We start from the raw sequence: 26,442 nt of genomic DNA, 5'->3' as shown, positions 1-26,442 counted from the left end.
CCGGCGAGGCGGCCGGGCCGGGACCGGTGCTCAGAGGCGGATGATCGTGGACAGCGGCGGGAGGCGGTTGCCGAGCTCGTAGCCGCCGATGTAAACGTTCTTCGCGTCGGTGGGGTCGTGGGAGGCGAAGGTGCGGGCGTTGCGCCAGTAGCGGTCGAGCCGGTAGGCGTGGGAAGTGCTGCGGGCGCCCGTGACCTCGTGAATCCCGGCGGCTGCTTCGAGGGAGGCATCGACGGCGGCGACCTTGGCCCGGAAGCAGTCGATGGCGACGGCGTCCATGTCCGCGCCGTCCTCGGATGTCTCCAGTTGGTCCGCCGCGGTGTGCAGCAGTGCGCGGGAGGCGGCCAGCCTGCTGGAGAGGGCGCCGATGCGGCGCAGGATCAGTGGGTCATCGGCCGGGGTGGCGAACTGGGGCAGCGAGCCGCGCTTCATGGTGCGCGTGTGCTGGACGAGGGCGTCCAGGGCGCCCTCGCCGATGCCTTGCATCAGTGCCGCGTGCAGCAGCATGGCCGCGCCCAGGAAGACCGAGGTCGGCTGCCCGTCGGCCGGCTGGTGCCAGCCGTCGGGCACGAAGACGTCCCGGTAGGTGATCGTCTGGCTGCGGGTGCCGCGCTGCCCCATGTTGTCCCAGTCGTCGTGCAACTGCACCGAGGGGTCGTTGAGGTCCACCAGGACCTGGTGACGCGCGGGCCGTTCCCCTTCCATCAGGCAGCTGACCATGGCCATGCCCAGGCCACCGCTGTTGGAATTGAAGGACTTGGAACCGCTGAGCACCACACCGCCATCGGCGAGGCGCGCGGTCACCTTGCCCGTCACGCCCGTTTCGGCAGCCGAGGAGACGAGCCGCAGGCCGTCGTCGAGTATCCGGCGTGCCAGTTCCCCGCGGGTCGGCTTGGGAAGGCCGTTGTCGGGGCCGAGCAGTTCGCGGGCCACCAGGACAGTGGTGAGCCAGTTCTGTCCGGTGGGGCCGTCACCCGCGCTGACCTCCCGTACCGCCCGGATGACCGCACCCCACCCGCCGCGTTCCGTACCGTCCCAGAGCCCGCCGTACTCGGTGGGAACGGCCAGCCGCGCCGCCCCGATCCCGGCCAGCAGCGCCAGGTTGGCGGTGGGGTCCGCGTTGTCACGGTCGCTGGCGAAACCGCCCTCGGCCAATTCGCCGCGGCGCTCGCGGATGGCGGTGATCAGGGCATGGGCCTGCGCGGCGCTCTCCGACTGCAGAGGCATGGGTGGCATCGGTGGCTCCTCGTCGTGGACTGAAATGCGAACGAGAACTCGCATTCGCATTTACGATACTAGCGACGAGAGCGCGTCACCTGTCAAGAACGATCGCCCGAGCCACCGCCGATACGATGCCGACCATGAGTGATGAGCCGAAGCACCGAGCGCACTACCGGGAACCCCGGCAGGCGCGCAGCGCCGCGACCCTGGCCCGGGTGCTGCAGGCGGCCGAGGAGCTCGTCACCTCGGTGGGCCTGGAGGAGATGACGATCACCGGCGTCGCGGCACGCGCCGGCGTCTCGGTCGGCTCGATCTACCGCCGCTTCGAAGGCAAGGAGCAGTTGGTCACCGCGCTGACGGAGCGGATGCTCGAACGGCGCGAAGAGCATGTGGCCGAGCAACTGCGCACGGCCGAGCCCTCCCTGCCCGGGGTCATGGACGCGTACACACACGCGCTGCTGCAGTCCTTCGCCGACACCAGCGGCCTCTTCCCCGACCTGCTGCGCGTCCGGGGAACCTACGCACTGGACCGCGGCGCCCGCACCATCACCGAGGTCCACCGCCTCCTGCTCGAAGCCGCGGCTCCCTACGCCGGCCAGATCCGGCGCTCGGACCCGCAGGCAGCACTGGACACCGTGGCCCGCGCCCTCCTCGGCGCCTGCTTCCACAACTCCGTACGCCCCGACCGTCCGGCGGACGAGACGGCCCAGAACGCCTACGCGGACGAACTCAGCGACATGGCGCTCGCCTACCTGCTCACCCCCGACCGCCGCCGCGCCGGACAGTCGCCCGCTCGCGCCTGATCCCCCAACCTGCCGACAGAGCGAGGGAGTTGGGAACGGATTGTGCGGTACGCGTCAGCCTTGGAGCCATTCCAGTGTCTCGGCGTAGAAGGCCGCCGTGCGGTCGGGCCGGTCGTCGCCGAGCAGGTCGGAGGCCACGTCGTAGCCGCGCCGGGCCAGGTGCCAGGCGAGGATCGCGTACGGCGCGCGGTAGGCGGCAAGGTCCTGCGGGGCGATGGCGATGTGCCGGCCGGGGACGGCGGGAGAGAGCGTGTCGCGCTCGTACACGCAGTCCAGCGCGGTGATGCCCCAGCGGCCGTCGCGTCGCTCGAGGCGGTAGATGATGCGGGTGAAGGAAACGAGGTCGGCGGCGACGTCGTCGACGACCGTCCGCACCTCGATGCAGGCCGGTACCTCGACGAAGGCCCGGTCGCCCACGATCCGGACGGCCGGCGGGGACAGGCGGTGCACGCTGGCGTCTCCCCTGCCGGACATGGCCTCGGAAGCGGCTGCGAACCCTGGGCCGTCGCCCCGGTACCAGCTGAGGAACACCGTGGAATCGGGCCAGTAGCAGGCCAGCATCCGGTCCCACCAGCCGCGGTCGCGTGCTTGGCGTTCCAGCAGCACGGTCTGGGTGACGACGTCGATGTCCGACATGGAGTTCTCCGTACGGTGCGTCGGGTGCGGTGTGGGGTATTCGGCCGGTCGCTTGGGGGGGCGGGCCCGGTCAGTCGACGGTTCGCTCTGCCGCGAGCCGGTCCTTGGCCGCCGTGAGGTCCGCTTCGGAGTAGTGCGTACCGGCGCGCACCACGCCGACGACGCGGTGCAGGTTGGCCGTGTCCTCGACGGGGTTGGCGTCGAGGAGGACGAGGTCGGCGTTCCTGCCGGTCTCGACGGTGCCCATCGTGTCCGTGGTGCCGAGGAACTCCGCAGCGGACAGGGTGAGCATCTGCAGCATCCGCAGCGGCGGGATTCCCGCCTCCGCGAGCAGGTCGATCTCGTCGTGGAGCGCGGCGCCGGGGACGACCCAGACGGCTCCGGAGGAGTCGGTGCCGACGAGCATCCTGACACCCTCGGCGTCGAAGACCCGCGCCATGTCGTACTCGTAGCGGTGGGACGCGGCGAAGGTGGCACGCTGCTCGGGCGTGAACTGCTTGCGGAACCTGGCGACCACGCCGTCCCAGGTCTTCAGGGTGGCGCGGGACATGTACCGCAGGTCGGGGTCGGTGGCGAAGGCGTCGTCGTCGCAGAGCTTGCTGGTCTTCTGGCGGATCAGGGTGGGCACGTGCCAGGTCCCGTCCGCGGCGAAGCGCGCGGCGAGTTCGCGTGTACGGTCCTCGTCGTACGTCCGGACGGCCCGGTCCACCAGGGCGACGTCTTCGGGCCGGTTGAGGTTGACGGGATTGAGTACCACCCGCTTCATGAGGGCGTTCACGGCCTTGTCCATGAACGGCAGTTTGATCTTCGGCAGGCTCAGCCGCTGCCGTGCGCCCGCGGCCTTCTGGAGGGTGTGTTCCTCGGTGGAGCAGCACGCCAGAACGCCGAGCCCGGAGCCGAAGTGCTCGATCGATTTCATCCCGAGCCGTGAGGCGCGCAGGACGTCGATGCCGCCGGGCAGGTGGCCGACGATCGGCACTCCGAGCCGCAGCGCCTCGGCCTGGGCGTCAAAGAAACGCTCCTTGGTCATGGCGGCGGATTTGATGAAGTCCGCGCCCGCCGCGACCTGCTCGCGCACGGTCGCGACGGCCTGCTCGGGCGTTGCGGTGTTCAGCATGGTCAGGAGCGGGCCGGGCATGGCGAGCAGTGCCGGCGATGCCGGGGGGAAGCTCAGCGTGCCCGACGCGCGGGCGTGCAGCAGGTCGAGGTCGCCGGACATCTGGCGGTAGCCGGTGATGCCGTGGACCAGCATGAGTTCGAGGGTGGCGGCCACGTCACCGCCACGGCCCAGCGGATGGGCGTGCATGTCGTTGTACCCCGGGACGAGGTACCGGCCGTGGGCGTCGACGGCCGTCGTGTGGTCGGGTGCGGTGAGGCCGCGTCCTACGGCGGTGATGACACCACCCTGGATCAGCACGTCGGTCTCGGGATGGAGCGAGCCGTCGCGGGTGTCGACGACGGTCGCGGAGCGCAGGAGAAGAGGGGTGGGAGGCACGGGCTGCCGGTCCTTCGCGTCTCGGGCGGTCATCGGGCGTCCGCGGCGAACAGGCGGCGCGCGTTGCGTGTGGTGAGGTCCCGCCAGGTGTCGGTGGCGGACGGCTGTACCGCGGAGTCGACGGACGCGACCTGGGCGAACACCAGGTCGGCAGGGGTCCAGCAGGAGTCACTGCCGTACAGAAGGCGTTCGGTGCCGAAGGCCGCGTCGAAGGCCGGGATCTGGCGCGGGAAGGGCGTACCGGCCATGTCGTACCAGAGGCGGCCCAGCTGTTCCACGGTGCTCGGTGCGGCCGCGGGTCCGTCGCCCTCGGAACCGACGCCCGCCAGGGTGCGGAACAGCTCCATGCGGTCGGCGAGCAGGGGCAGGACTCCGCCGCCGTGGGTCAGGATCCAACGGATCCGCGGGTAACGGGCCAGGACACCGCTGAAGAGCAGGTCGCTCGCGGTGCGGGCGGTGTCGAAGAGGAACTCCAACATGGGCCGCGGCCGGCCCAGGGAGAGGTCGTCGGCGTGGGGCGGTGAGGTGGGGTGGACGAAGACGAGGGCGCCGCGCCGGTCGAGGTCCGCCCAGAGCGGCTCGAACCGGGGATTCCCGAGGTAGCGGCCGTGGTGGTTGCTTTCCACGGTTACGCCGTCCGCACCCAGTACGTCGAGTGCGTGGGCGGCCTCGGCGAGCGAACCTTCGACGTCGGGCAGGGGCAGGGAGGCGAAGTGACCGAACCGCTGAGGGTGCTCGGTACGGACCCGGGCACCGAACTCGTTGACCTCGCGCGCGAGGGAGCGGGCCGCGCCGTCGTCCCCGAAGTGCACGCCCGGGGAGGACACCGACAGGTAGGACTTCTCGATCCCTGCGCGCTCCATCATGGCGAGCTGCCCTTCGACGCTCCATGTGGGCCAGCCGGGCATTCCGTCGGGGTGCTCGATACCGGCGGAGCGGGCAGCGTCGACGTAACCGTCGGTGACGAAGTGGGCGTGGACATCAATGAGCCCGGTCGGGGTCATGGGGGTCTCCTCGTGGTGGATTCCGTACTCGTGCCACGCTAGAAACGAGGCCGTAGATTGGCATGAGTGATGCCGATGAATGAAACACCGATTTCCGATGGTGGTGGCCGGCCCCGGCGCGGAGGCCGGCCGGCTCAGGGGCAACCGGTGATCGACCGGGCATTCGCCCTGCTCAGCGCCTTTGACAGCAACCATCGTGCGCAGACTCTCGCCGAGCTCGCACAGCGCAGCGGCATCCCCCGCAGCAGTGCCCTGCGGCTCGCCCGCTCCCTCATCCAGGTGGGTGCGCTGGAACGTCTCGACGACGGCCGCTTCGTCGTGGGGCTGCGCTTGCTGGAGACCGCTTCCCTGGCTCCGCGTGGTCACGGGCTGCGGTCGGTGGCGATGCCCTTCATGGAGGACCTCTTCCACGTCACCCGGCAGCACGTACTGCTCGCCGTGCGGGACGGGAACGAGGCGCTGCTCGTCGAGCGGCTGTCGGCGCTCGACGCCGGCCCCGTGCGGTACCGCGTGGGCGGCCGCCTTCCTCTGACGTGCACCGGTGTCGGGCTGGTGCTGCTCGCCTTCGCGCCGCCGTCCGTCCAGGAGCACGCCATCGCCACGTACGAGCCGGGGCAGGGTCACGACGACATCGACACCCCCGCCGAACTGCGTCGCGTGCTGGCGGAGGTACGCCGCGGTGATCATGCCTTCGGGCACCAGAGCCGCCCCTGGCGGGTGAGTACGGTAGCCGCGCCGGTGCGGGACGGCGCGGAGGTGGTGGCGGCGTTGTCGGTCGTCGCACCGAGCACCGGTTTCGCGGATTCGGGCTACGGCCCGGCCGTCCGGGCGACGGCCCGCGCGATCTCCCGCCGGCTCTCGGAGGACAGTCATCGGGCGTCTGCTCCCGGGGGTGCGGACGCGGCGCTGTGACAGCCGGGGGTGGACCCGTGCCTGGCCGCCGACCGGCACGGCGCTCGGTTCGCGGGTGGCGCGCCGCCCGGTTCGGTTGCGGCACCGCACTCGGGCACGGAGATTCAGCTGCCCCACCAGTCGAAGGACCGGGTGGCCATGTGCCCCTCGCCGGCGCGGTCCAGGCGGACCAGCCGGCCGCGGTGGAAGATCAGGGGGCCGCGGGTCCCGCCGGCCGCGGCCAGGCGCTGTACCCGGCCCACCACCGCCACGTGGTCACCTGCGGGGAAGCTGTCCTCGACAGCGCACTCGATCCAGGCCGCCGCCCCGCCGAGGCGCGGTGCCGCACGCGCGGCGAGCTGCCAGTCGCCGGTGGCGAACCGGTCCGCCGTGCGGCCGGCAAAGGCCGCGCAGACCTGCTGCTGGTCTTCGGCCAGTACGTTCACGCAGAAGGCCCCGGACGCGACGATCGCCTCCGCACTGGCCGAGTGCCGGCCGCAGTAGAAGGCCACCAGTGGGGGTTCGAGGGAGACGGAGGTGAAGCTGCCCACCGTGACACCCACCGGGCCCTGCGGTGTCGTGGCGGTCACCACGCTCACCGAGGTCGGTACCTGGCCGAGCACGTGACGGAACGCCGTGGGGTCGGCCGTAGTGGCGGGCAGGTCAGGCGCGGCAAGGGCGGATGCGGACACAACGACCTCCAGGGATGCGGGGACCGGACCGTGCGCCGCCAGCGGTGACACGCGGGATCGGCGGCGCGGATGCCACTCCAGTGAATCCACCGCTGCCTCCGCAGGGCATTGGGCCGGGCGGCCAAGCCGGGCTGGTGATCCTGGGCGCCGGGCGCAACCCGCCGCCGGACTGGTCCCCCGGCCCAACCGACGCGACGGACTCTGCGGTCCCGGCCACAGGACAGCGACGCGTAGCCGGCGTGGAATCCCGGCAACGGCGCCTCGCCTCATGAGGTGCCACCCGAGCCGCGAAACACAGGAGGATCCCATGGCCACGACCACAGCCGGACCGCGTACCACGGCGGCGCCCACCGCGGCGCTGACGGAGAGCGCGGCAGCACTGGTGCCGCTGTTGCGGGAGAACGCCGCCCGTACGGAGGCGGACCGTATGGTCGCCGAGGAGAACATCGCGGCCCTGTCCGAGGCCGGGCTGTTCCGCCTGACCGTGCCGCGGCGGTTCGGCGGCCACGAGGCGGATTTCCGTACCTTTCTGGAGGTCACCGCCGAGCTCGCGCGCGGCTGCGGGTCCACGGCCTGGGTGACCACGCTGATCAACGTCTGCAACTGGATGGTCGGCCTCTACCCCGAGCGGGCGCAGCGGGATGTCTGGGGCGAGAATCCCGACGCGCGGGTGTGCGGGGTGCTCGCTCCCAGCGCCACCAGCCGGGCGGTCGACGGCGGGCTGATCGTGAGCGGCCGCTGGGGTTTCGCCTCCGGCAGCTTGCACTCGCAGTGGGCGTCGCTCGGCATTCCCGTGGTGGACGGCTCCGGACAGCAGATCGACCAGGGCGCCGCCCTCATCCCGCTGGACGAGCTGACGATCGAGGACACCTGGTACGTGGCCGGCATGCGGGGCACCGGCAGCAACACCCTCGTCGCCCAGGACGTCTTCGTCCCCACGCACCGCATCCTGTCGGTGACCCGGAGCGTGCAGGGCGGCTACCCCACCGAGCACAAGGACGAGGCGCTGTACCGGTCGGCGTTGGTTCCGGTGCTCGCGCTGGTGCTGGCGGGGCCGCAGGTGGGTCTGGCGCAGGCCGGGCTGGACCTGGTCACGGCCTCCCTCGCCAAGGGCAGGGGGATCTCCTACACCTTCTACGAGCGCGCCGGCGAGGCTCCTTCGACCCAGATCCAGCTGGCCGAGGCGGCCCAGTTGGTCGACACCGCCCGTCTGCATCTGATGCGGGCCGCCGACGACATCGACAGCTGGGCGGCCCGGGACGCGTACATGCCGTTCGAGACGCGGGCGCGGGTGCGGATGGACACCGGTTACGTGGCCCGGCGTTCCCGTGAGGCGCTCGATCTGCTGCTGAGCATCCAGGGCGCCGGCAGCTTCGCCGAGGCCAATCCGCTGCAGCGGATCTGGCGTGACCAGGAGACGGGCAGCCGGCACGCGGTGATCAACCCGGCTATCGCGAGCGAGCTGTACGGGCGCGCGCTCCTGGGCGTCGAAGAGCAGGTCACTCCCCTGATCTGAGCTGCTCATGAGGGCTCGTCAGGAGCGGCGACGGCCTCAGGAGCGGTGGTGACCGTCCCCGTCATGGGCGCTGTTGCCCGCCGGCCGGAGCACTGCGGGGCCGAGCGTCCGGGCGGCCTCCAGGGCCGACATGACCTCGGGCAGCCGGGGCGTGAGGTCGTGGCCGAGCAGTTGCTGGGCGCGCTTGACCCGGTAGGTGACGGTGTTGCGCGCGATGTGCAGCTGCGCGGCGGCGACCGTCAGGCTGCGTTCGTTGCGCAAGTACAGGTGCAGCGTCCGGCGCAGCTGGTCCGCCTGGCGGCTGTCCGCTGCCAGGTCCCCCAGTTCGTCGCTCACGAAGCGGCGCAGGGCGGACAGGTCGGCGGAGAGCAGTGCCGCCAGCTGGATGTCCGGGTGGTCGACGACGGGAGCCGTGCCATGGGGGTTGAGCTGCATGACCCGGACGGTGTGCCGGGCGTCTTCGTGCGACTGGCGGAACCCCGGCAGTCCGTTCCGCACCGAGCCGCAGGCGAAGCGGATGCCTTCCGGGGCCGGAAACCCACCGGGCGTCGGGGCGGCGGATGCGGCCTGCGGGGTGCCCCACGCCCACACGGTGGTCCGGCCGGTGGGGAGCACCAGTGTCGACGCACAACCGCGCGAATGCAGCAGTTCGGCCGCCGCCCGTTGCAGATCGCCGGCGGCGTCCGCGGCCGGGCTGTCGCACCATGCGATGACGGCCAGGTGGCGGCCCTCCAGCCGGTAGGTGAGCAGCTCGCTCGCGGCTGCTTGCCGTACCGGTTGCCCGTCGAGGATCGTACGGACGGTTTCCTCGCGGGCCGCGGCACCGCTGGTCAGCCACCGGTCGTGCTCGGACAGGTACTCGGCGGTCATCCGCGAGGAGAACTCGTCGACGAAGCCGAAGAGCAGCTCGGAGACGCGGCGGAACTGCTCCGCACGTTCGGCGGGCGGGGTGAGTTCCTGGCATGCGGTCATCAGGGCGTGTGTCAGGGCCGCGTGTGCGACGCGGATGCCGCGCAACACCTTGTCCAGGCCGAGGCGCCGCCGGGCGAACTCACGGTCCCCCAGCAGGGACTCCTCGGGAATCCTCCGCTCCACCGCGGGGTCGGCCAGCAGGAGCAGCGCGTAGAGTGTCGCGGCTTCGGTGCCCATCCGCAGCGTTTCGAAGGGGGCCGGCCCGCCCCCGAGTTCGGGGACCTCACGGATGATGACGCGGGCCAGCTCGTCGCCGACGTCGATGGCCCAGGCCACGGGCCGAGGACCGAGGCGGTCGGTCGCCTCGGCGATGCCGTGCGCCGAGCTGGCGGGAGAGTGCGGTGCGTCCGCGCGGCCGGGGGCGAGGCGGTGGATCCAGCCGGCGGGGCCGGGTGCGGGGTGAGCCGTCATGACGCCGTCCTTGCCGTCGTGCGAGCAGCGTGGCGCGTACCGGGTACGGCACGGCATGGACCTGCCGGGCTACGCCACCGTGGCGGGGTTGTTCTCGATCACCGTACGCAGTGCCTGCGAGGTGCGGTCGATGTGCCGCGCCAGCAGTTCGACCGCATCGTCGGCGTCCCTGCGCAATACGGCGTCGACGATCGCTTGGTGCTCGCCCGCGACATCGCGCTCGGTGTCGTGGCCCACGGGCAGCGACCAGCGGCGGTACAGCGTGGCCGCGTCCCGCAGGCTGAGGGCCGCGGCCAGCAGCCGGGCATTGCCGCACGCTTGGAGCAGCGTCTGGTGGAACTGCTCGTGGACGGCGAACCAGTCGCTGTTCATGGTGCCGTCCGGCCGCACGCCGCTGACTCCGGTCAGGTGATGGTGTGCGGCGACCACGGTCGCCTCCCACTTGAGGTCGCCGCGTTCGATGGCCCGGCGCAGCACCAGCGTTTCGAGCTCGATCCGGGCCTCGGTGAGTTCATTGAGGTCCTCCAGGGACACCGTGACCACACGGAAGCCCTGCTGGGGAGCGGCGTGCACGAGGCCCTGCTCCGACAGGCGCGTGAGGGCTTCACGCACGACCGACTGGCTGACGGAGAAGTGCTGCGCCAGTTCCACCAGGCGCAGCCGCTGCCCGGGCTGGAACACCCCTTGGAAGATGTCCTCGCGGATCCGCGCGTAGACGATGCCGCCTCTAGTTGCCTTCTCACCAGCCATGACCGCACACCGTAGCAGCAAAACGACAACGTGAAAAAATATCGTTAATCTATTGCCTCAGCGAGATTGCCGGAGAAGACTGCCGCTGCAGACACCCGTACGGCATGGAGGACCGCATGCGCCTGGCACACATCAACGGACGACTCGTCATCAAGGGCCCGGAGCGCTACGTCGACGCCGCGGAGGCCAGCGGAGGACGCTTCGGCCCCGACGCACAGACCGCACTGGCCGACTGGGACGCCTTCGCCACCTGGGCGCGGGAGTTCCTGGCGTCACCGGACGCGGCGACGGCACCCGGGGTCGGCACGGACGCCGACACGGTGTGGGGACCTCCCGTCCCCCGGCCGGCCCAGATCTTCGCGGTCGGCCTGAACTACCGCGACCACATCGCGGAGTCGAAGCTGGAGGTACCGGCCGAACCCGCCGTCTTCACCAAGTTCCCCACGTCCCTGACCGGCCACGAGACGGCCGTCGCCCTCCCCGACGGGCTGGTCGACTGGGAGGCGGAACTCGTCGTCGTCATCGGCCGCCACTGCCATCGCGCGACCCGCGAGACCGCATGGTCCCACGTGGCGGGAATGACAGTGGGTCAGGACCTCTCCGAGCGGCGCCTGCAACTCACTGGACCCGCACCGCAGTTCTCGCTCGGCAAGTCCTACCCCGGCTTCGCCCCGCTCGGCCCCGAACTCGTCAGCACCGACGAGTTCGCCGACCCCGACGACCTGGAGCTGGGCTGCCGGCTCGAAGGCGGCGAAGTCCTGCAGAAGAGCCGCACCTCCGAGATGGTCTTCGACGTCCCGGAGCTGGTCACCCGACTGTCGGCCGTGTGCCCCCTGCTGCCGGGCGACCTGATCTTCACCGGTACCCCGGCCGGCGTCGGCGGTGCCCGCACCCCGCAGAAGTTCCTCGCTCCGGGAGACGTGCTGGTCACCTGGCTCGAAGGGGTCGGGACCCTGCGCAACCCGATGGTCGCCCGCTGACCTCCCGTACGAGCTCTCGCAGGTCCGCACCACCGTTCCGCCTCGCCGATCCGAAGGAGCCGCAACCATGTCACTGCACCGACTGACCCAGATCCTCATGGGCGTGCCGAACGTCGAGCAGGCGACCGCCTACTACGAGGAGTTCGGCCTCTCCCCCACCACCGACGCCCCCGCCGACGCGAGGACGCCGAAGCCGTCCCACGTGCTGGCGACCGTCGACGGCGGCGAGCAGCTGCGCATCGTCCACTCCCCGCGCCGCCGCCTGATCGAGCTCGGCGTGGGCGCCGACGACCCCGACGACCTCGACCGGGTCGCCGCCTCACTCGCCCGGCTGGACGTGCCGGTGCACCGCACGGCCGGGTCCGTGACGGCCGCGGACCCGGGCACCGAGGTCCTCGTACGCGTGGAACTCGCCCCACGCCTTCGGCAGGCCCCCGCCCCGGCACCCACGTACAACGCGCCCGGCACCACCGACCGCCTGCACGAGCGCGCCCCGGGCATCCTGCGCGAGGGGCCGGTCCGGCCGCGCAAGCTCGGCCATGTCGTCCTCGGCTCCACGGACCAGGAGGCCTCGCAGCGCTTCTTCCAGCAGGGCCTCGGCTTCAAGGTCAGCGACACCGTCAAGGGCCTGGCCGCCTTCATGCGCTGCTCCACCGACCACCACAACGTGCTCGTGCAGCAGGCGCCCGTCGCCTTCCTGCACCACACCTCCTGGCAGGTCGACGACGTCGACGAGATCGGCCGCGGTGCCACCGCCATGCTGGCGGCGGACCCCGACCGCCACACCTGGGGGCCCGGCCGCCACTACATCGGCTCGAACTTCTTCTGGTACCTCAAGGACCCGGCCGGCACCTTCTCCGAGTACTACTCCGACCTCGACTGCATCGTCGACGACGCCCTGTGGAAGCCAGGCGTCTTCGAAGGCGCGAAATCCCTGTACGCCTGGGGTCCGCCCCCGCCCCCGTCGTTCCTCGCCCCCGAGGACCTGGCGGCCCTGATGACCGGCGCCCACGCGCCGGCGCAGTGAGGACGGCCGCCATGCAGCAGCACACCGATTGCCGGGCCCGCAGCGACGTCCTCGTCATCGGAGCCGGCCCCACCGGCCTCACCACGGCCCTGTTCCTGGCCCGCGACGGGTGGCGGGTCACCGTCCTGGAACGGTGGCCCACCCCCTACGCCCTGCCGCGCGCCGTGCACTTCGACGACGAGGTCGCCCGGCTGCTCGCCGACGCCGGGCTCGGCGAACGGCTGGGCGCACTGTCCGAACCCGCCGACACCTACGAGTGGCGCAACGCGGACGGCGCAGCCCTGCTCCGCTTCGACTGGTCGGGCACCGGCCCGTCCGGCTGGCCACGCGCTTCGATGACGTACCAGCCGGACTTGGAACGGGCCCTGGCCGAGGCGGTCGAGGCGTGTCCGAACGTGACGGTCCTCCGCGGCCACGAGGCGGTCGGCCTGGCCGAGAGCGAGCAGGAGGTCACCGTCACCGCGCGGGACGGCGACGGCCGGCAGCGCGAGCTGACCGCCGACTGGGTCGTGGGCGCGGACGGCGCCAACAGCTTCGTCCGCGGCCACATGCCCACTCAGGTGACGGATCTCGGCTTCTTCTACGACTGGCTCATCGTCGACGTATGCCCCCGCACCCACCGCACATGGGACCCCGTCAACCTGCAGATCTGCGACCCGGCGCGGCCCACGACCCTGGTGTCGGGCGGGCCGGGCCGCCGGCGCTGGGAATTCATGCGCATGCCCGGCGAGACGGTGGCGGAACTCGACACCGAGGCCACGGCCTGGCGGCTGCTCGCCCCCTTCGGCATGACCCCGGACACCTGCGCCCTGGAGCGGCACGCCGTCTACACCTTCCAGGCGCAGTGGGCCGACCGCTGGCGCTCCGGACGCCTGCTGCTGGCCGGGGACGCCGCCCACCTGATGCCGCCGTTCGCGGGCCAGGGAATGTGCTCCGGCCTGCGGGACGCGGCCAACCTCTCCTTCAAACTCGACCTGGTCCTGCGGGGCGCCGCCGACCCGGCCGTGCTGGACACGTACGGCACCGAGCGCAGCGCCCACGTCCAGCACGCCATCGGCATGTCGGTGGAACTGGGCAAGGTGATCTGTGTCACGGACCCCGGGGTCGCGGCACAACGCGACGCGTACCTGATCGGCAACGGCGCCGACCCGTCGAGGGCCCTGCCGCCACTGCCCACGACGCGTCTGACCGACGGCCTCATCGCCCGGGGAGAGCCCGGTGCCGCCGGGAAACTGACCCGGCAGGCACGCATCTCCTACCGGGGACGCACCGGCCTGCTCAATGAAGTGGCCGGCCGCGGCTTCGTCGTCGCCTCCACCACCGACCCGCGCACCGTGCTGCCCGCGCACCAACTGGCGTTCCTCGACCGGATCGGGGCGAGTCTGCTGCACCTCGCTCCGCCCGGGGAGAGTCCCGACGAGGAGGTGGCCGCCATCGATGTGGACGGCTTCTACCTTCCCCATCTCGCCGAGGAAGGCCGGGCGGGAGTGGTGATCCGCCCCGATCACTACCTCTTCGGCACCACCACGACGGCGGACGGTCTTCCCCGGCTCATCGACGAGCTCACAGATCAGCTGACCGCCCCGCGCACCTCCACGGGTGACGTCCCGGTCCCGACACCCCCCGCACTCACCACCGGAGGTGAGTGGTGAGCACGTCCCCGATACCCGCCTCCGGCGAGCCGATCTGGCTGCCCGATCCGTCCGAGGCAGCCCGCTCCCGCCTCGCGCGCTTCACCGACTTCGTCGCCCGGCGCACCGGCATCACCCACGCCGACTACGAGTCCCTGTGGACCTGGTCGGTCCAGGATCTGCCCGGCTTCTGGGCGGCCGTCGCCGAGTTCTTCGACCTCCGCTTCGGCGGAGCGTGGGAGTGCGTCCTCGACGACGCCCCGATGCCGGCCACGCGCTGGTTCCCCGGCGCCCGGCTGAACTACGCCCGGCACGCACTGCGCACCGGCGAGCCCCACGCCACCGCGGTGATCTCGGTGGGTGAGGACGGCACCACCACGTACACCACCTGGGCCGACCTGCGCGCCCAGGTCGGCGCGCTGGCCGCCTGGCTTCGCCGGCAAGGCGTCACAGCCGGTGACCGCGTGGTGGGCTACCTGCCCAACGCCCTGCACACCGTGGTCGCGTTCCTGGCCACGGCCGCCATCGGTGCCGTGTGGTCGGCCTGCGGCCAGGACTACGGTGCCGACGGCGCGGCGAACCGCTTCGCGCAGCTCGAACCGGTCGTCCTCTTCGCCGCTGACGGCTACCGGTGGAACGGCAGGCAGCACGACCGCCGCGCGGAATCCGCCGCACTGCGCGCCGCGCTGCCGTCCGTCCGCGTCACCGTGCAGGTGCCGAACCTCGGTCTGCCCTCCGCGACGGACGCGGCCACGAACGCAGATACAAGGACGGAAGCGGAAGCGGGCACAGGTACGGTTCGCTGGGAGGACGCTCTCGCCGCCCCCGCGGAGTGCGCATTCGAGGACGTGCCCTTCGACGCGCCGCTGTGGGTGCTGTTCTCCTCCGGCACCACCGGCACCCCCAAGGGCATCGTCCACGGCCACGGCGGAGTCCTGATCGACCACCACAAACTCCTGGGCCTCCACCTCGACCTCGGCCCCGGCGACCGGTTCCTGTGGTACACCACCACCAACTGGATGATGTGGAACATGGTCGTCTCCGGCCTGCTCGTCGGTGCCACCCTCGTGCTGTACGACGGAAGCCCGGCCCACCCGGATCCGGGCCGCCTGTGGGAACTGGCCGCCGAGCACCGCACCTCCGTCCTGGGCGTCAGCCCCGGCCATCTCCAGGGCTCCGCCAAGGCCGGCCTCGAACCCGGGCGCGACCTCGATCTTTCCGCGCTGCGCGTCCTCGGCTCCACCGGCGCCCCCCTGCCCGCCCAGTCGTACCACTGGGTGCACGATCACGTGGGTCCCCGCGTCCAGGTCGCCTCCACCAGCGGCGGCACCGACGTCGTCAGCGGCTTCACCGGCAGCGCCCCCACCACCCCCGTGTGGCCGGGCGAGATGTCGGCCCCACTGCTCGGCGTCGCGCTGCAGTCCTTCGACGCACACGGGCGGCCCGTCACCGGAGAGGTGGGCGAGCTGGTGATCACCCGGCCCATGCCCTCGATGCCGCTCCGCTTCTGGAACGACCCCGACGGCTCCCGCTACCACCGGGCGTACTTCGGCTCCTACCCCGGCGTGTGGCGGCACGGCGACTGGATCACCCGCACCGCACACGGCAGTGTCATCGTCTCCGGCCGCTCCGACTCCACCCTCAACCGGCATGGAGTACGACTGGGCAGTGCCGATATCTACGCCGTCGTGGACGAGCTGCCCGGCATCCGCGAAAGCCTCGTCATCGGCGCCGAACTCGCCGCCGGGGGCTACTGGATGCCCCTGTTCGTCGTCCTGGAACCGGGCCACGAACTCACCGCGGACCTGCGCGACACCCTCACTGCCGCGATCCGCACCCACGCCTCACCACGGCACGTCCCCGACACGGTCATCGAGGTGCCGGCGCTGCCGCACACCCGTACCGGAAAGAAGCTGGAAGTCCCCGTCAAACGCCTGCTGCAGGGCGCGCCCCTCGACCAGGTCGCCGGCCGTGAGGCCGTCGACGACATCTCGGCACTGGAGTACTTCACACGGTTCGTGCCATCCGCCGCGGCCGTCGGGCCGACGCCGGGAGCCCCGCGTCAGCAGACCGGCGACTGATCTATCTTGGCGTTCATGCAGTCATACACGATCGGCCAGGCGGCACGGCTGCTCGGCGTGAGTCCGGACACCGCGCGGCGGTGGGCGGACTCGGGCCGGGTGGCGACCCATCGCGACGAGGGCGGAAAGCGGCTCATCGACGGCAAGGACCTGGCCGTCTTCTCCGTGGAACTCGCCAAGGGCGGCAGTGGTGAGGAGGACGCCTCCTACACCTCGGTACGGAACGCCTTCCCCGGCATCGTCACCGCGATCAAACTGGGCGACGTCGCCGCGCAGGTGGAGATCCAGGCCGGTCCGCACCGGCTGGTGTCGCTGCTCACGCGGGAGGCCGTGGAGGAGCTGGGGCTGGAGGTCGGCATGGAGGCCACCGCGCGGGTGAAGTCGACGAACGTCCACATCGACCGCGTCTGAGCGAGCCGCGCCGAGCCGACGGCCGGGGGCACGGTCACCGCGCGGGTGACGTCGACGCGCGTGCGCGTCGTGGGGGCGGGGCGGACGTGGTGCTCGGTTCCGGCGTCCGGCACAGCAGGGCCGCCCACAGGTCGAGGCGGTCCCGGAGACTGGAGAGGTTCCGGCCGGTGAAGTGCTCAATGCGCTGGATCCGGTAATGCACGGTGTTGACGTGCAGGTGCAGCGCCTCGGCCGTACGGGCCCAGGAGCCGTCGTGCGTGAGGAACACCTCCAGGGTGTGCAGCAGCGCGGCGGAGGAATTCGCCGTAGTGAGCAGCGGCCCGAGGACGGTGCGGCTGTAGGAGGTGCGGACCTCGGCCGGTATGCCGGTGAGCAGCGCGTCCAGCGTGGTGAGGGCGGTGGCGTCGGTCAGGGACGAGGTGGTGGGGCCGGTCGTCCGTGCGGAGGTCAGGGCGTAGCGGGCCTCGGCCAGCGCGCCGGACAGTCCGGACACTTCGGTGGCCCGTGAGGCCAGGCCGCCGTGCAGGAGGACGTCCGGCTCGCAGGCCGCCACCAGTGGCCAGGTGTCCGCCAGGCCGGCGGCGGCTTCCTCGGACAGCACCGCGAACGCGGTCCCGTCGGGCAGTCGTCCCACCGTGGCGAACGCCGGGGCCGTCTGCGCGACCGCTTCCGCCAGGGCCCCTTCCGCCAGTCCCTTGTTGCGGGTGCCGGTGTCGGCCACGACCACGCGGTACGGGCCCTCCGCCGGCAGCCCGCAGGCCCGCGCCGCGCCGGCCACGTCGCCCGCTTCGGGGGCGGTGAGCAGCCTGCCCAGTGCGTCCGCCGTCCGGTGCTCGGCGGCTCGGCGACGGGCCCACGCTTCCTGGCAGCGGCGCAGGACGGTGGCGATCTCGTGCACCAGCCGCAGCGGTGCGACGGTGGCCTCGGGAAGGTGCAGCGACCAGCGCTCGTACGGGGTGACCGCGTCGGCCTCCACGGGCACGGTCACACCGCTGTCGCCGCCGGGCAGTGCCGCGGCCTCCCGCGCCGGAAGCGGGGCGGCGCCCGGGGTGGCGGCGACGGTCCGGCCTGTCGAGGACAGCAGGTAGGCCGCGGTCCGGTCGAGGTGCGCGAAGGCGGCGGTGAGGATCAGGCCGGGGTCGGCGTCCTGGGCGACGAGCCGGTTCAGCCGGCCGCGCACGTGCTCGGGCAGGGCGTGGTGGCGGCTCAGTTCGCCCCACTGCCGCAGGTACACGGTGTCCGTGATCGCCCGGAACATCACATGGGCGGGCACGCTCGCCACCGGTACTCCGTGCCGTTCGCACGCCTCGATCAGTTCGTCGGGCACCGAGCCGTGGGTCTCCTCACCGGCGAGCAACGCGGCGGCTCCCGCGTGCTTCAGGCCGGAGACGAAGCGTTCGGCCTTGTCCCTTCCCCCGTCCGCGCTCCACCAGACGAGCCCGCTGAGCACGACCTCGTCGGGCCGGACGAAGCGAGCGGGGTCCTCCAGGTCGGTGACGGTGACTCCGCTGATCTCCCGGCGCAGCGGCTCGTCCTCGGCCCAGAGGAGTCGCAGACCGAGGGAGTCGTCCTGCAGGAGGTGTTCGACGTGCATGTGCTCCGGCTCCTCGTACGGCTGCCGGGTGGCGTCGCCTGACACCCGGTATCTCACATTCACCACGTGTATGCGAGTCATTGCATCGTAAATGCAAGGCGATGTGAGCGGTATTCCTCTTGGTTGATTCACCAGGAGCCGGCCTGAAAAACCTGTCGTTTCCGTGCTGTGAACCAGTCGTCCCGGCCCGGTCCGCGTTGCTTCACTGACGGCCATGGACCTGAACACGGTGGTGGAGATCCGGGACTCGCGGCGCCCGGCGCCCTGGCGGCCGGGCGACGCCTGGCTCGGCGGCGGCACGTACTTGTTCTCGGAACCGCAGCCGCACCTGCGCCGCCTGATCGACCTCGGCCGCACCGGCTGGACGCCCGTGCAACAGCACCCCGACGGCACGCTGGAGATCGCCGCCACCTGCACCATCGCCCAGCTGTCCGAGTTCGCGAAGGGTTACACCGCCGAGGCGGCACCGCTGTTCGAGCAGTGCTGCCGCGCGTTCCTCGCCTCGTTCAAGATCTGGAACATGGCCACCGTCGGCGGCAACCTCTGCAACGCCCTCCCGGCCGGCCCCATGACCTCCCTCACCGCCGCGCTGGACGGCGAGTGCCTGCTGCTCGCGCAGGACGGCGTGCGGCGCCGGGTACGCGTCGCCGACTTCGTCACCGGCGCGGGACGCAAGGTACTGGCGGACGGCGAACTGCTGCGGTCCGTCACCCTGCCCGCCCGGACGCTGGCCTGCCGTACCGCGTTCCGCCAGGCGTCGCTGTACGGGCTGGGACGCTCCGGCGCACTGATCATCGGCGCGCTGGACCCACTGGACGGCTCGCTCGCCATCACACTCACCGCGTCGACGGTCCGGCCCGTGCGGCTGTGGTTCCCGCTGCCGCCGACCGCCGAGGCGCTGCGGGCCGCGATCGGCTCGGCCGTCGCCGACGACGAGTGGTTCGACGACATCCACGGACTGCCCGAGTGGCGGCGGCACATGACATTCCGCTACGCGGAGGAGATCCGCCGGGAACTGGGAGGAACGGCACGATGAGGATCGAGGTCAACGGACGGACCCACGAGGAAGAACCGCGCGCGGGCCAGTGCCTGCGCACCTACCTGCGCGCAGGCGGCTGGTTCGGTGTGAAGAAGGGCTGCGACGCGGGCGACTGCGGCGCCTGCACGGTCCATGTGGACGGCAAGCCGGTGCACAGCTGCCTGTACCCGGCCTTCCGCGCCGACGGCCGCACCGTCACCACGGTCGAGGGCCTGGCCTCCCCGGAAGGCGATCTCCACCCCGTCCAGCAGAAGTTTCTGGACGCCCAGGGATTCCAGTGCGGCTTCTGCACGGCCGGCTTCCTGATGACCACGGCAGCGCTGGACGAGGACAAGCGGGACGACCTGCCACGGGCGTTCAAGGGAAACCTGTGCCGCTGCACCGGCTACCGGGCCATCGAGGACGCCGTACGCGGGGTCAAGAACGTCGAGGCTCCGGCGCCCGGCGAGTCCGTCGGCCGCAGCCTGCCCGCCCCGGCCGGCCCGCAGGTCGTCACCGGCACCGCCCGCTACACCTTCGACCTCGACGTGCCCGGCCTGCTGCACATGAAGCTGCTGCGCTCCCCGCACGCCCACGCCCGCATCGTCGCCATCGACACCGCCGCCGCCCTGCGCGTACCCGGCGTCCAGGCCGTGTTCACCCACCACGACGCCCCGGAACGGCATTTCTCCACAGCCCGCCACGAGCACCCCGAGGAGGACCCGGACGACACCCGCGTCCTGGACGACACGGTCCGCTACGTCGGCCAGCGCGTCGCCGCCGTGGTCGCCGACAGCGAGGCCGCCGCCGAGGAGGGCTGCCGCCGGATCGAGGTGACGTACGAGGTACTGTCGGCCGTCCTGGACCCGGAGGACGCGATGCGGCCGGGCGCCCCCGTCGTGCACGACAAGGACGCCGGGTCGGCGCGTATCGCACGCCCCCGGAACAATGTCGTCGGCGAGGCGCACGGCGAGACCGGCGACGTCGCGGCCGGATTCGCCGCGGCCGACATCGTGTACGAGGACACCTTCCGCACGCAGCGCGCGCAGCACGCCAGCCTGGAGACGCACGGGGCCGTGGCCTGGTTCGACGAGGACGGCCGGCTCACCGTGCGCACCAGCTCCCAGACGCCGTTCCTCACCCGCCGTGCCCTGTGCGCGCTCTACGACCTGCCACTGGAGCAGGTGCGGGTGGTCGCGGGCCGGGTCGGCGGCGGGTTCGGCGGCAAGCAGGAGATGCTCGTCGAGGACATCGTGGCGCTGGCCGTGCTCGCACTGCGCCGCCCGGTGAAGCTGGAGTACACCCGCGCCGAGCAGTTCTTCGGCGCCACCACCCGGCATCCCTTCACCATTCGGGTCAAGGCGGGTGCCCGCCGCGACGGCACCCTCACCGCACTCCAGCTGCGGGTCGTCGCCAACACGGGCGCCTACGGAAACCACGGCCCGGCGGTGATGTTCCACAGCGTCGGCGAGTCCATGGCCGTCTACCGGTCCCCCCACAAGAAGGTCGACGCCTACTCCGTCTACACCCACACCGTCCCGGCCGGCGCCTTCCGCGGCTACGGTCTCGGCCAGGTGATGTTCGCCGTCGAGTCCGCCTTCGACGAACTGGCCCGACGACTCGATCTGGACCCGCTGGAGTTCAGGGCCCGCAACGTCATCGGGGCCGACGAGCCGATGGTCACCCCCGGCGGCCACGAAGAGGACCTGCACATCGCCAGCTACGGCCTCGACCAGTGCGTCGCCATCGTGCGCCGTGCCCAGGCGGAGACCGACGCCGGAACGCCGGCGCCGGACGGCTGGCTGGTCGGCGAGGGAGCGGCGCTCGCGATGATCGCCACCGGGCCGCCCGGCGGCCACATCGCCGACGCCAAGGCAGCCCTGCTCCCCGACGGCACCTTCGACCTGGCCTTCGGCACCGCCGAATTCGGCAACGGCACGACCACCGTCCACAAACAGATCGCGGCCGGGGAACTCGCCACCACCGTCGACCGCATCACCATCCGCCAGTCCGACACCGACGTCGTACGCCACGACACCGGCGCCTTCGCCTCCACCGGCACCGTCGTCGCCGGCAAGGCCACCCTGCGCGCCTCCCGCGCCCTCGCCGACATGCTCCTCGACTTCGCCGCCGCCCAGCTGCGCGTCCCGCGCGCCGACTGCCGGCTCGCGGAGGAGGCCGTGCTGTACAGCGGCGGGCGCCTGCCGCTGAAGGAGCTGTACGCGGCGGCCCGCGCGGTCGGCGTCGAGTTCACCGCCGACGGGCACTTCGGCGGCACCCCGCGCTCGGTCGCCTTCAACGCCCAGTGGTTCAAGATCGCCGTCGACCCCGGCACCGGCGAGATACGCATCCTGCGCAGCGTGCACGCCGCCGACGCGGGCAAGGTCATGAACCCGATGCAGTGCCGCGGCCAGGTCGAAGGGGGCGTCGCCCAGGCACTGGGCGCCACGCTCTTCGAAAACGTCCGCATCGACGAGCACGGCAAGGTCGACACGGCCGCCTTCCGCCGCTACCGGCTGCCCCAGTACGCCGACATCCCGCGCACCGAGGTCCACTTCATGGAAACCGCCGACGCCATCGGCCCGTTGGGCGCAAAGTCGATGAGCGAGAGCCCCTTCAACCCGGTCGCCCCGGCCTTCGCCAACGCACTGCGCGACGCCACCGGCGTCCGCTTCACCGAACTGCCGCTGACCCGCGACCGGGTATGGCTGGCGCTGCGCGACGCGGGAGTGACGGACCAGGACAAGGACGCGACGGCTCGGAGGCGTAGCGGGTCAGCGGCGTAACGAAGGGAGCGTACCGATCAGAGCGTGAGCAGCTCCTCGTAGAACCCGCCGAAGCCCCGCTCCCGGTCGATGAGATGGATCTCCTGGATCCACTGGCAGCGGCGCCCGGCCTTGTCGGTACGCCGCAGCGGGGTGTCGTTCCCGGGCGTGACGTACGACTCGACGTCCGCGCCGTCGATCTTCTCGTGCGGGAACTCGCCCACCAGGTGCCCGGCGTGCCAGCCGCCCAGCTCCCACCCGGCCTCGGCGGCGAGCCGGGCGACCTCGGCGTGCAGCGCGGCACCGGTGATCTCCGGGTCGGCCTCGAAGAACCGCTTGCCGGCCTTGAAGACCTCGGGCAGGTCAGCGCGCAGCCGGTGCTTGACCGGGTCGTCGCCGAAGACGAAGGTCCGGCCGAAGTCCGCCTCGTACTCCTCGAAGATCGGCCCGAAGTCGGCGAACACGATGTCGTCCGCGCCGATCACCCGGTCCGGCGGGTTCTCCTTGTACGGCAGGAGGGTGTTCGGCCCGGACCGCACGATCCGCTTGTGCCAGTGCCGGGTCGTGCCGAACATGTCATTCGCCAGATCCCTGATCCGGTCGCTGACCGCCCGCTCCCCCCGGCCCGGCGCCACCAGCCCGCGCTCCTCGATCTCCGCGAAGAGCCGTACGGCCTTCGCCTGGGCATCCAGCAGGCGCGCGGCGCGCGCGGCTTCGTCGTCCGACATGCAACCGAACGTAACCGCCCGGTTCCTCTTCCCGCAATGCACACGGATCATCGCCCGCACGCGGCGCCGGCGTGCCGGTCCACGGCCCGACGGCCGCGTTCCTCACGGCTGCAGCCGCTCCCACGACCAGCCCTCGTCGGGCGCTCGGTCATAGCGAAGCCTGCGGTGCAGCCGGTCCGGGCTGCCGTACCAGAACTCGATTTTCTCCGGGACCAGGCGGTAGCCGACCCATCCCTCCGGACGCGGCACCGGCCCGCCGGCGGTGAGCAGGTCCCGAGCACGGGCCCGCAGAGCGTCGTCATCGATGAGCGGGCGGCTCTGCTCCGATACGGCCGAGGCGGCTCGGGCAGCCTCGGGTCGTGCGGCGAACAGGGCGTCGGAGGCGGCAGGAGAGAGCATTTCGACGGGGCCGGCCACCGCGAGCTGCTGCAGTGTCTCCCGCCAGTAGAAGGACAACAAAGCCCAGGGCCGCTCGGCCAGTTCACGCCCCTTGCGACTGCCCCGGGCGCTCCCGAAGACCAGACCGCGACCGTCGAACTCCTTGATCAGCAGCACCCGGACCGAAGGCCGCCCGCTGTCGTCGGCGGTGGCCAGCACCGCCGCGTTCGGCTCCCGCACGCCCCGCTGCACGGCGCTGTCCAGCCATGTACTGAGCAGGGCGAGCGGTTCGGCGGGCGGGGCGTCGAACTCAGGAAGGGCCAGAGCGTTGTCCCCGCTCAGGGTAGTGGGCCGTCCGATGCTCTCGATCATGCTCCGCCGTCCCCTGGATCGTGTCGATGCCGCTCGCGGCGACCTGTGTCCGGTACCGGGGCCGGCCGAGAAGGTCCGAAACCGGCACACGGGCCGCCACCTCCCGGAGGACCGTACCCGCACAGCCGGCACGTACAAACGCACATGCCATGCCATCTGCAGGAAGCTTCGGCTCATGCGAAGTGACAGGAGACTTTTGCCTCGCATCTGCGGCAGTATGATCGCGCCGAAAGACCGAAAGTGAGTCCGTTCAGGACCAGAGGGAGTGGACCCGTGATGACCCGTTCCGCGCGTCGGACCCGCCGGATGCTTCAGGTGACCGGCGTGGGCGCCGCCGCCCTGCTGGCCCTGAGTGCCTGCTCGTCGTCCGGCTCGGACTCCGCCAAGAAGTCGGACTCCTCCTCGGACAAGCTGTCCGGCGAGGTGACGGTCTTCGCCGCCGCGTCGCTGAAGGAGAGCTTCACGACGCTGAAGAAGGAGTTCGAGAAGGAGCACCCGGGGACGAAGGTCACCTTCAGCTTCGGCGGCAGCGACAGCCTCGCGGCGGGCATCACCAGCGGTGCCCCGGCAGACGTGTTCGCCGCTGCCAGCCCCAAGACGATGAAGACCGTGACGGACAAGGGCGACGCGGACGGCAAGCCGGCCACCTTCGTACGGAACCAGCTGGAGATCGCCACCCTGCCGGGCAACCCCGACAAGGTCTCCTCCCTGAAGGACCTCACCAAGTCCGGCCGGAAGGTCGTCCTGTGCGACAAGACGGTGCCGTGCGGTTCCGCCGCGCAGAAGGCGCTGGACGCCAGCCACCTCAAGCTCACCCCCGTCTCCTACGAGCAGGACGTCAAGTCCGCCCTGAACAAGGTCGTGCTCAAGGAGGCCGACGCCGCGGTGGTCTACAAGACCGATGTGAAGGCCGCGGGTGACAAGGTGGAGGGCGTGGAGTTCCCCGAGTCCGCCAAGGCCATCAACGACTACCCCATCGCCCTGCTCAAGAACTCGAAGAACGCCGAGGCCGCCAAGGCGTTCATCGCGCTCGTACAGTCCGACAAGGGCCAGCAGGTCCTGAACAAGGCCGGGTTCCTCAAGCCGTGACCTCGCTCGACAAGACCGGCGCCGCGGCCGACCCCCGCACGGGTGGGCCGCGGCGTCGCCGCGCCCGCGGGGGTGCCCCGCTCCCCCTCCTCGTGCCCGCACTGATCGGCCTCGCGTTCCTGACCCTCCCGCTCGTCGCCCTGCTGGTCAGGGCTCCTTGGCGGGGCATGCCGGACCTGCTGACCAGCGCCGAGGTGTGGCAGGCGCTCAAGCTCTCCCTCATCTGCGCGACGGCGGCCACCGCGGTGAGCCTGGTGATCGGCGTACCGCTGGCCTGGCTGCTCGCGCGGGTCGAGTTCCCGGGGCGTGGCTTCGTCCGGGCCCTGGTGACGCTGCCGCTCGTCCTGCCACCGGTGGTGGGCGGTGTGGCCCTGCTGATGGCCCTCGGCCGCAACGGGATCATGGGGCAGTGGCTGGACGACACCTTCGGCATCACCCTGCCGTTCACCACTGCCGGAGTGGTGCTCGCCGAAGCGTTCGTGGCCATGCCGTTCCTGGTCATCAGCGTGGAGGGCACCTTGCGCGCCGCCGACCCGCGCTACGAGGAGGCGGCCACCACGCTCGGCGCCTCGCGCTTCACCGCATTCCGCCGGGTCACCCTGCCGCTCATCGCTCCCGGCATCGCCGCGGGTGCGGTGCTGGCCTGGGCCCGCGCGCTCGGCGAGTTCGGCGCGACGATCACCTTCGCCGGCAACTTCCCCGACCGTACGCAGACCATGCCGCTGGCCGTCTATCTCGCCCTGCAGAACGACCCGGACGCGGCCATCGCGCTCAGCCTGGTCCTGCTGGCCGTGTCGATCGCGGTGCTGGCGGGGCTGCGGGACCGCTGGATGACCGCCTCATGACCGACACCCACGACACCCACGAATCCCGCGACACTCATGGCACATCCGCGGAGAACGCCGTCGGCTTCCCCGGGCCGGCCGCCGAGGGGCTGGACGCCCGGCTGGTGGTCGAACGCGGTGCCTTCCGCCTCGATGTGACACTGACGGCCGCGCCCGGTGACGTCGTCGCGCTCCTCGGCCCGAACGGCGCCGGCAAGACGACCGCCCTGCGCGCACTCGCCGGTCTCGTACCGCTCTCCGAAGGCCATCTCCGCCTGGACGGCGCCGAGTTGGACCGTACACCGCCGGAGTCCCGGCCGGTCGGCGTCGTCTTCCAGGACTACCTGCTCTTCCCCCACCTCAGCGCGCTGGACAACGTGGCCTTCGGGCCGCGCTGCCACGGCGCGTCCAAGGCGGCGGCCCGTACCCAGGCCGCCGCCTGGCTGGACCGCATGGGCCTCGCCCAGCACGCCTCCGTCAAACCGCGACGGCTCTCCGGCGGCCAGGCCCAGCGCGTCGCACTGGCCCGCGCGCTGGCCACCCGCCCCAGGCTGCTGCTCCTCGACGAGCCGCTCGCCGCCCTCGACGCCCGCACCCGGCTCGACGTCCGCGCCAAGCTCCGCCATCACCTCGCCGACTTCGAAGCGGTCGCCGTACTCGTCACCCACGACCCGCTGGACGCCATGGTCCTGGCCGACCATCTCGTCGTCGTGGAGGACGGCCGCATCGTCCAGGAGGGCACCCCCTCCGACATCGCCCGCCACCCGCGCACCGACTACATCGCCCACCTGGTCGGCCTGAACCTCTACCGGGGACAGGCCCAGGGGCACACGGTGCGGGTGGACGGCGGCCCGGAGATCACCACGACGGAGGACCTCACCGGCTCGGTGTGCGTCGCCTTCCCGCCCAGCGCGGTGACCCTGTACCGGGACCGCCCCGCCGGCTCCAGCGCCCGCAACCTCTGGCGCTGCGAGGTGGCCGGCCTGGAGACCCACGGCGACCAGATTCGCGCCGACCTCACCGGCGAGCTGCCCCTGGCAGCCGCGCTGACCACGGCCGCCGCCGCCGAACTCGACCTGCGCGCCGGCGCCACGGTGTGGGCCACGGTCAAGGCGGCGCAGACCCACGCGTACCCGGCCTGAGACGTCTACTG

Annotated in this window: 23 protein-coding genes; 13 read left to right on the top strand and 10 right to left on the bottom strand. The window is 71.7% G+C overall.

What is annotated here, in order from left to right; translation table 11 throughout:
- Nucleotides 1-30 precede the first annotated feature (30 nt).
- Nucleotides 31-1,236 (bottom strand): acyl-CoA dehydrogenase family protein, encoded by a 1,206-nt coding sequence (locus tag ACZ6WH_RS17925; RefSeq protein ID WP_469729385.1) that lies wholly within the window; start codon nucleotides 1,234-1,236, stop codon nucleotides 31-33.
- Nucleotides 1,237-1,361: 125 nt separating this feature from the next.
- Between ACZ6WH_RS17925 and ACZ6WH_RS17920 the strand changes: the two genes are divergently transcribed.
- Complete coding sequence (locus tag ACZ6WH_RS17920; RefSeq protein ID WP_469729384.1) at nucleotides 1,362-2,024, top strand: TetR/AcrR family transcriptional regulator; 663 nt, start codon at nucleotides 1,362-1,364, stop codon at nucleotides 2,022-2,024.
- A gap of 54 nt (nucleotides 2,025-2,078) precedes the next feature.
- On the opposite strand, the gene ACZ6WH_RS17915 is transcribed toward ACZ6WH_RS17920, so the two are convergent.
- From ACZ6WH_RS17915 to ACZ6WH_RS17905, 3 genes are all read right to left on the bottom strand, one after another.
- On the bottom strand, nucleotides 2,079-2,660 hold the full coding sequence (locus ACZ6WH_RS17915; RefSeq protein WP_469729383.1) for a nuclear transport factor 2 family protein: 582 nt from the start codon (nucleotides 2,658-2,660) through the stop codon (nucleotides 2,079-2,081).
- A gap of 70 nt (nucleotides 2,661-2,730) precedes the next feature.
- Nucleotides 2,731-4,188, bottom strand: a complete 1,458-nt coding sequence (locus ACZ6WH_RS17910; RefSeq protein ID WP_469729382.1) for an amidohydrolase family protein — start codon at nucleotides 4,186-4,188, stop codon at nucleotides 2,731-2,733.
- Entirely contained in the window at nucleotides 4,185-5,159 is a 975-nt protein-coding gene (locus ACZ6WH_RS17905) for an amidohydrolase family protein (protein WP_469729381.1), read from the bottom strand. The genes ACZ6WH_RS17910 and ACZ6WH_RS17905 overlap by 4 nt, the downstream gene beginning before the upstream one ends.
- 147 nt (nucleotides 5,160-5,306) lie before the next feature.
- Between ACZ6WH_RS17905 and ACZ6WH_RS17900 the strand changes: the two genes are divergently transcribed.
- A complete protein-coding gene (locus ACZ6WH_RS17900) occupies nucleotides 5,307-6,071 on the top strand; it encodes an IclR family transcriptional regulator (protein WP_469729380.1) in 765 nt (254 codons plus the stop codon).
- 104 nt (nucleotides 6,072-6,175) lie between these two features.
- Here ACZ6WH_RS17900 and ACZ6WH_RS17895 read toward each other — a convergent pair whose 3' ends face one another.
- Nucleotides 6,176-6,742, bottom strand: a complete 567-nt coding sequence (locus tag ACZ6WH_RS17895) for a flavin reductase family protein (RefSeq protein WP_469729379.1) — start codon at nucleotides 6,740-6,742, stop codon at nucleotides 6,176-6,178.
- A gap of 307 nt (nucleotides 6,743-7,049) precedes the next feature.
- Between ACZ6WH_RS17895 and ACZ6WH_RS17890 the strand changes: the two genes are divergently transcribed.
- Entirely contained in the window at nucleotides 7,050-8,258 is a 1,209-nt protein-coding gene (locus ACZ6WH_RS17890) for an acyl-CoA dehydrogenase family protein (RefSeq protein ID WP_469729378.1), read from the top strand.
- A gap of 36 nt (nucleotides 8,259-8,294) precedes the next feature.
- Here ACZ6WH_RS17890 and ACZ6WH_RS17885 read toward each other — a convergent pair whose 3' ends face one another.
- A complete protein-coding gene (locus ACZ6WH_RS17885; RefSeq protein WP_469729377.1) occupies nucleotides 8,295-9,641 on the bottom strand; it encodes a PucR family transcriptional regulator in 1,347 nt (448 codons plus the stop codon).
- A 69-nt stretch (nucleotides 9,642-9,710) separates the two neighbouring features.
- Nucleotides 9,711-10,391 (bottom strand): GntR family transcriptional regulator, encoded by a 681-nt coding sequence (locus tag ACZ6WH_RS17880; protein ID WP_469729376.1) that lies wholly within the window; start codon nucleotides 10,389-10,391, stop codon nucleotides 9,711-9,713.
- A 116-nt stretch (nucleotides 10,392-10,507) separates the two neighbouring features.
- Here ACZ6WH_RS17880 and ACZ6WH_RS17875 point away from each other — a divergent pair, with 116 nt between their 5' ends.
- The 5 genes from ACZ6WH_RS17875 to ACZ6WH_RS17855 all read left to right on the top strand — a co-directional run bounded on the left by ACZ6WH_RS17875 (nucleotide 10,508) and on the right by ACZ6WH_RS17855 (nucleotide 16,521).
- The gene (locus tag ACZ6WH_RS17875; protein WP_469729375.1) at nucleotides 10,508-11,371 is read left to right on the top strand and encodes a fumarylacetoacetate hydrolase family protein; all 864 of its coding nucleotides are present in this window, start codon (nucleotides 10,508-10,510) and stop codon (nucleotides 11,369-11,371) included.
- 67 nt (nucleotides 11,372-11,438) lie between these two features.
- Nucleotides 11,439-12,398, top strand: a complete 960-nt coding sequence (locus ACZ6WH_RS17870) for a VOC family protein (RefSeq protein WP_469729374.1) — start codon at nucleotides 11,439-11,441, stop codon at nucleotides 12,396-12,398.
- Between the two features lie 11 nt (nucleotides 12,399-12,409).
- Nucleotides 12,410-14,050 (top strand): bifunctional 3-(3-hydroxy-phenyl)propionate/3-hydroxycinnamic acid hydroxylase MhpA, encoded by a 1,641-nt coding sequence (gene mhpA, locus ACZ6WH_RS17865; protein ID WP_469729373.1) that lies wholly within the window; start codon nucleotides 12,410-12,412, stop codon nucleotides 14,048-14,050.
- A complete protein-coding gene (locus ACZ6WH_RS17860; protein WP_469729372.1) occupies nucleotides 14,047-16,110 on the top strand; it encodes an acetoacetate--CoA ligase in 2,064 nt (687 codons plus the stop codon). Before mhpA ends, ACZ6WH_RS17860 begins: the two co-directional genes overlap by 4 nt.
- Before the next feature lie 15 nt (nucleotides 16,111-16,125).
- Nucleotides 16,126-16,521 carry a TOBE domain-containing protein gene (locus ACZ6WH_RS17855; RefSeq protein WP_432863128.1) on the top strand — a complete coding sequence of 132 codons (396 nt, stop codon included), beginning with the start codon at nucleotides 16,126-16,128 and terminating at the stop codon, nucleotides 16,519-16,521.
- Nucleotides 16,522-16,555: 34 nt separating this feature from the next.
- Here ACZ6WH_RS17855 and ACZ6WH_RS17850 read toward each other — a convergent pair whose 3' ends face one another.
- Nucleotides 16,556-18,160, bottom strand: a complete 1,605-nt coding sequence (locus tag ACZ6WH_RS17850) for a PucR family transcriptional regulator (RefSeq protein WP_469729371.1) — start codon at nucleotides 18,158-18,160, stop codon at nucleotides 16,556-16,558.
- 169 nt (nucleotides 18,161-18,329) lie between these two features.
- Between ACZ6WH_RS17850 and ACZ6WH_RS17845 the strand changes: the two genes are divergently transcribed.
- Nucleotides 18,330-19,151: an FAD binding domain-containing protein gene (locus tag ACZ6WH_RS17845; protein ID WP_469729370.1), complete on the top strand. Its 822-nt coding sequence runs from the start codon at nucleotides 18,330-18,332 to the stop codon at nucleotides 19,149-19,151.
- Nucleotides 19,148-21,919, top strand: coding sequence for a molybdopterin-dependent oxidoreductase (locus ACZ6WH_RS17840; protein WP_469729369.1), 2,772 nt, complete (start codon nucleotides 19,148-19,150; stop codon nucleotides 21,917-21,919). The genes ACZ6WH_RS17845 and ACZ6WH_RS17840 overlap by 4 nt, the downstream gene beginning before the upstream one ends.
- A 17-nt stretch (nucleotides 21,920-21,936) precedes the next feature.
- On the opposite strand, the gene ACZ6WH_RS17835 is transcribed toward ACZ6WH_RS17840, so the two are convergent.
- Together ACZ6WH_RS17835 and phzG are read right to left on the bottom strand one after the other, a co-directional pair.
- Nucleotides 21,937-22,626: a M24 family metallopeptidase gene (locus ACZ6WH_RS17835; protein ID WP_469729368.1), complete on the bottom strand. Its 690-nt coding sequence runs from the start codon at nucleotides 22,624-22,626 to the stop codon at nucleotides 21,937-21,939.
- A gap of 102 nt (nucleotides 22,627-22,728) precedes the next feature.
- Complete coding sequence (gene phzG, locus ACZ6WH_RS17830) at nucleotides 22,729-23,376, bottom strand: phenazine biosynthesis FMN-dependent oxidase PhzG (protein WP_469729367.1); 648 nt, start codon at nucleotides 23,374-23,376, stop codon at nucleotides 22,729-22,731.
- A gap of 276 nt (nucleotides 23,377-23,652) precedes the next feature.
- On the opposite strand from phzG, the gene modA reads away from it, so the two are divergent.
- From modA to ACZ6WH_RS17815, 3 genes are read left to right on the top strand one after another with little or no spacing between them, the layout of a single operon-like run.
- Nucleotides 23,653-24,465: a molybdate ABC transporter substrate-binding protein gene (gene modA / locus ACZ6WH_RS17825; RefSeq protein ID WP_469729366.1), complete on the top strand. Its 813-nt coding sequence runs from the start codon at nucleotides 23,653-23,655 to the stop codon at nucleotides 24,463-24,465.
- Nucleotides 24,462-25,310 (top strand): molybdate ABC transporter permease subunit, encoded by an 849-nt coding sequence (gene modB / locus ACZ6WH_RS17820; RefSeq protein WP_469729365.1) that lies wholly within the window; start codon nucleotides 24,462-24,464, stop codon nucleotides 25,308-25,310. Before modA ends, modB begins: the two co-directional genes overlap by 4 nt.
- Nucleotides 25,307-26,431, top strand: coding sequence for an ABC transporter ATP-binding protein (locus tag ACZ6WH_RS17815; protein WP_469729364.1), 1,125 nt, complete (start codon nucleotides 25,307-25,309; stop codon nucleotides 26,429-26,431). Before modB ends, ACZ6WH_RS17815 begins: the two co-directional genes overlap by 4 nt.
- Nucleotides 26,432-26,442 lie beyond the last annotated feature (11 nt).

This window comes from Streptomyces sp. NPDC050806, from assembly GCF_055586425.1.
The sequence above is the reverse complement of the archived record's forward strand: the minus strand, read 5'-3'. Positions and strand labels throughout refer to the sequence as shown.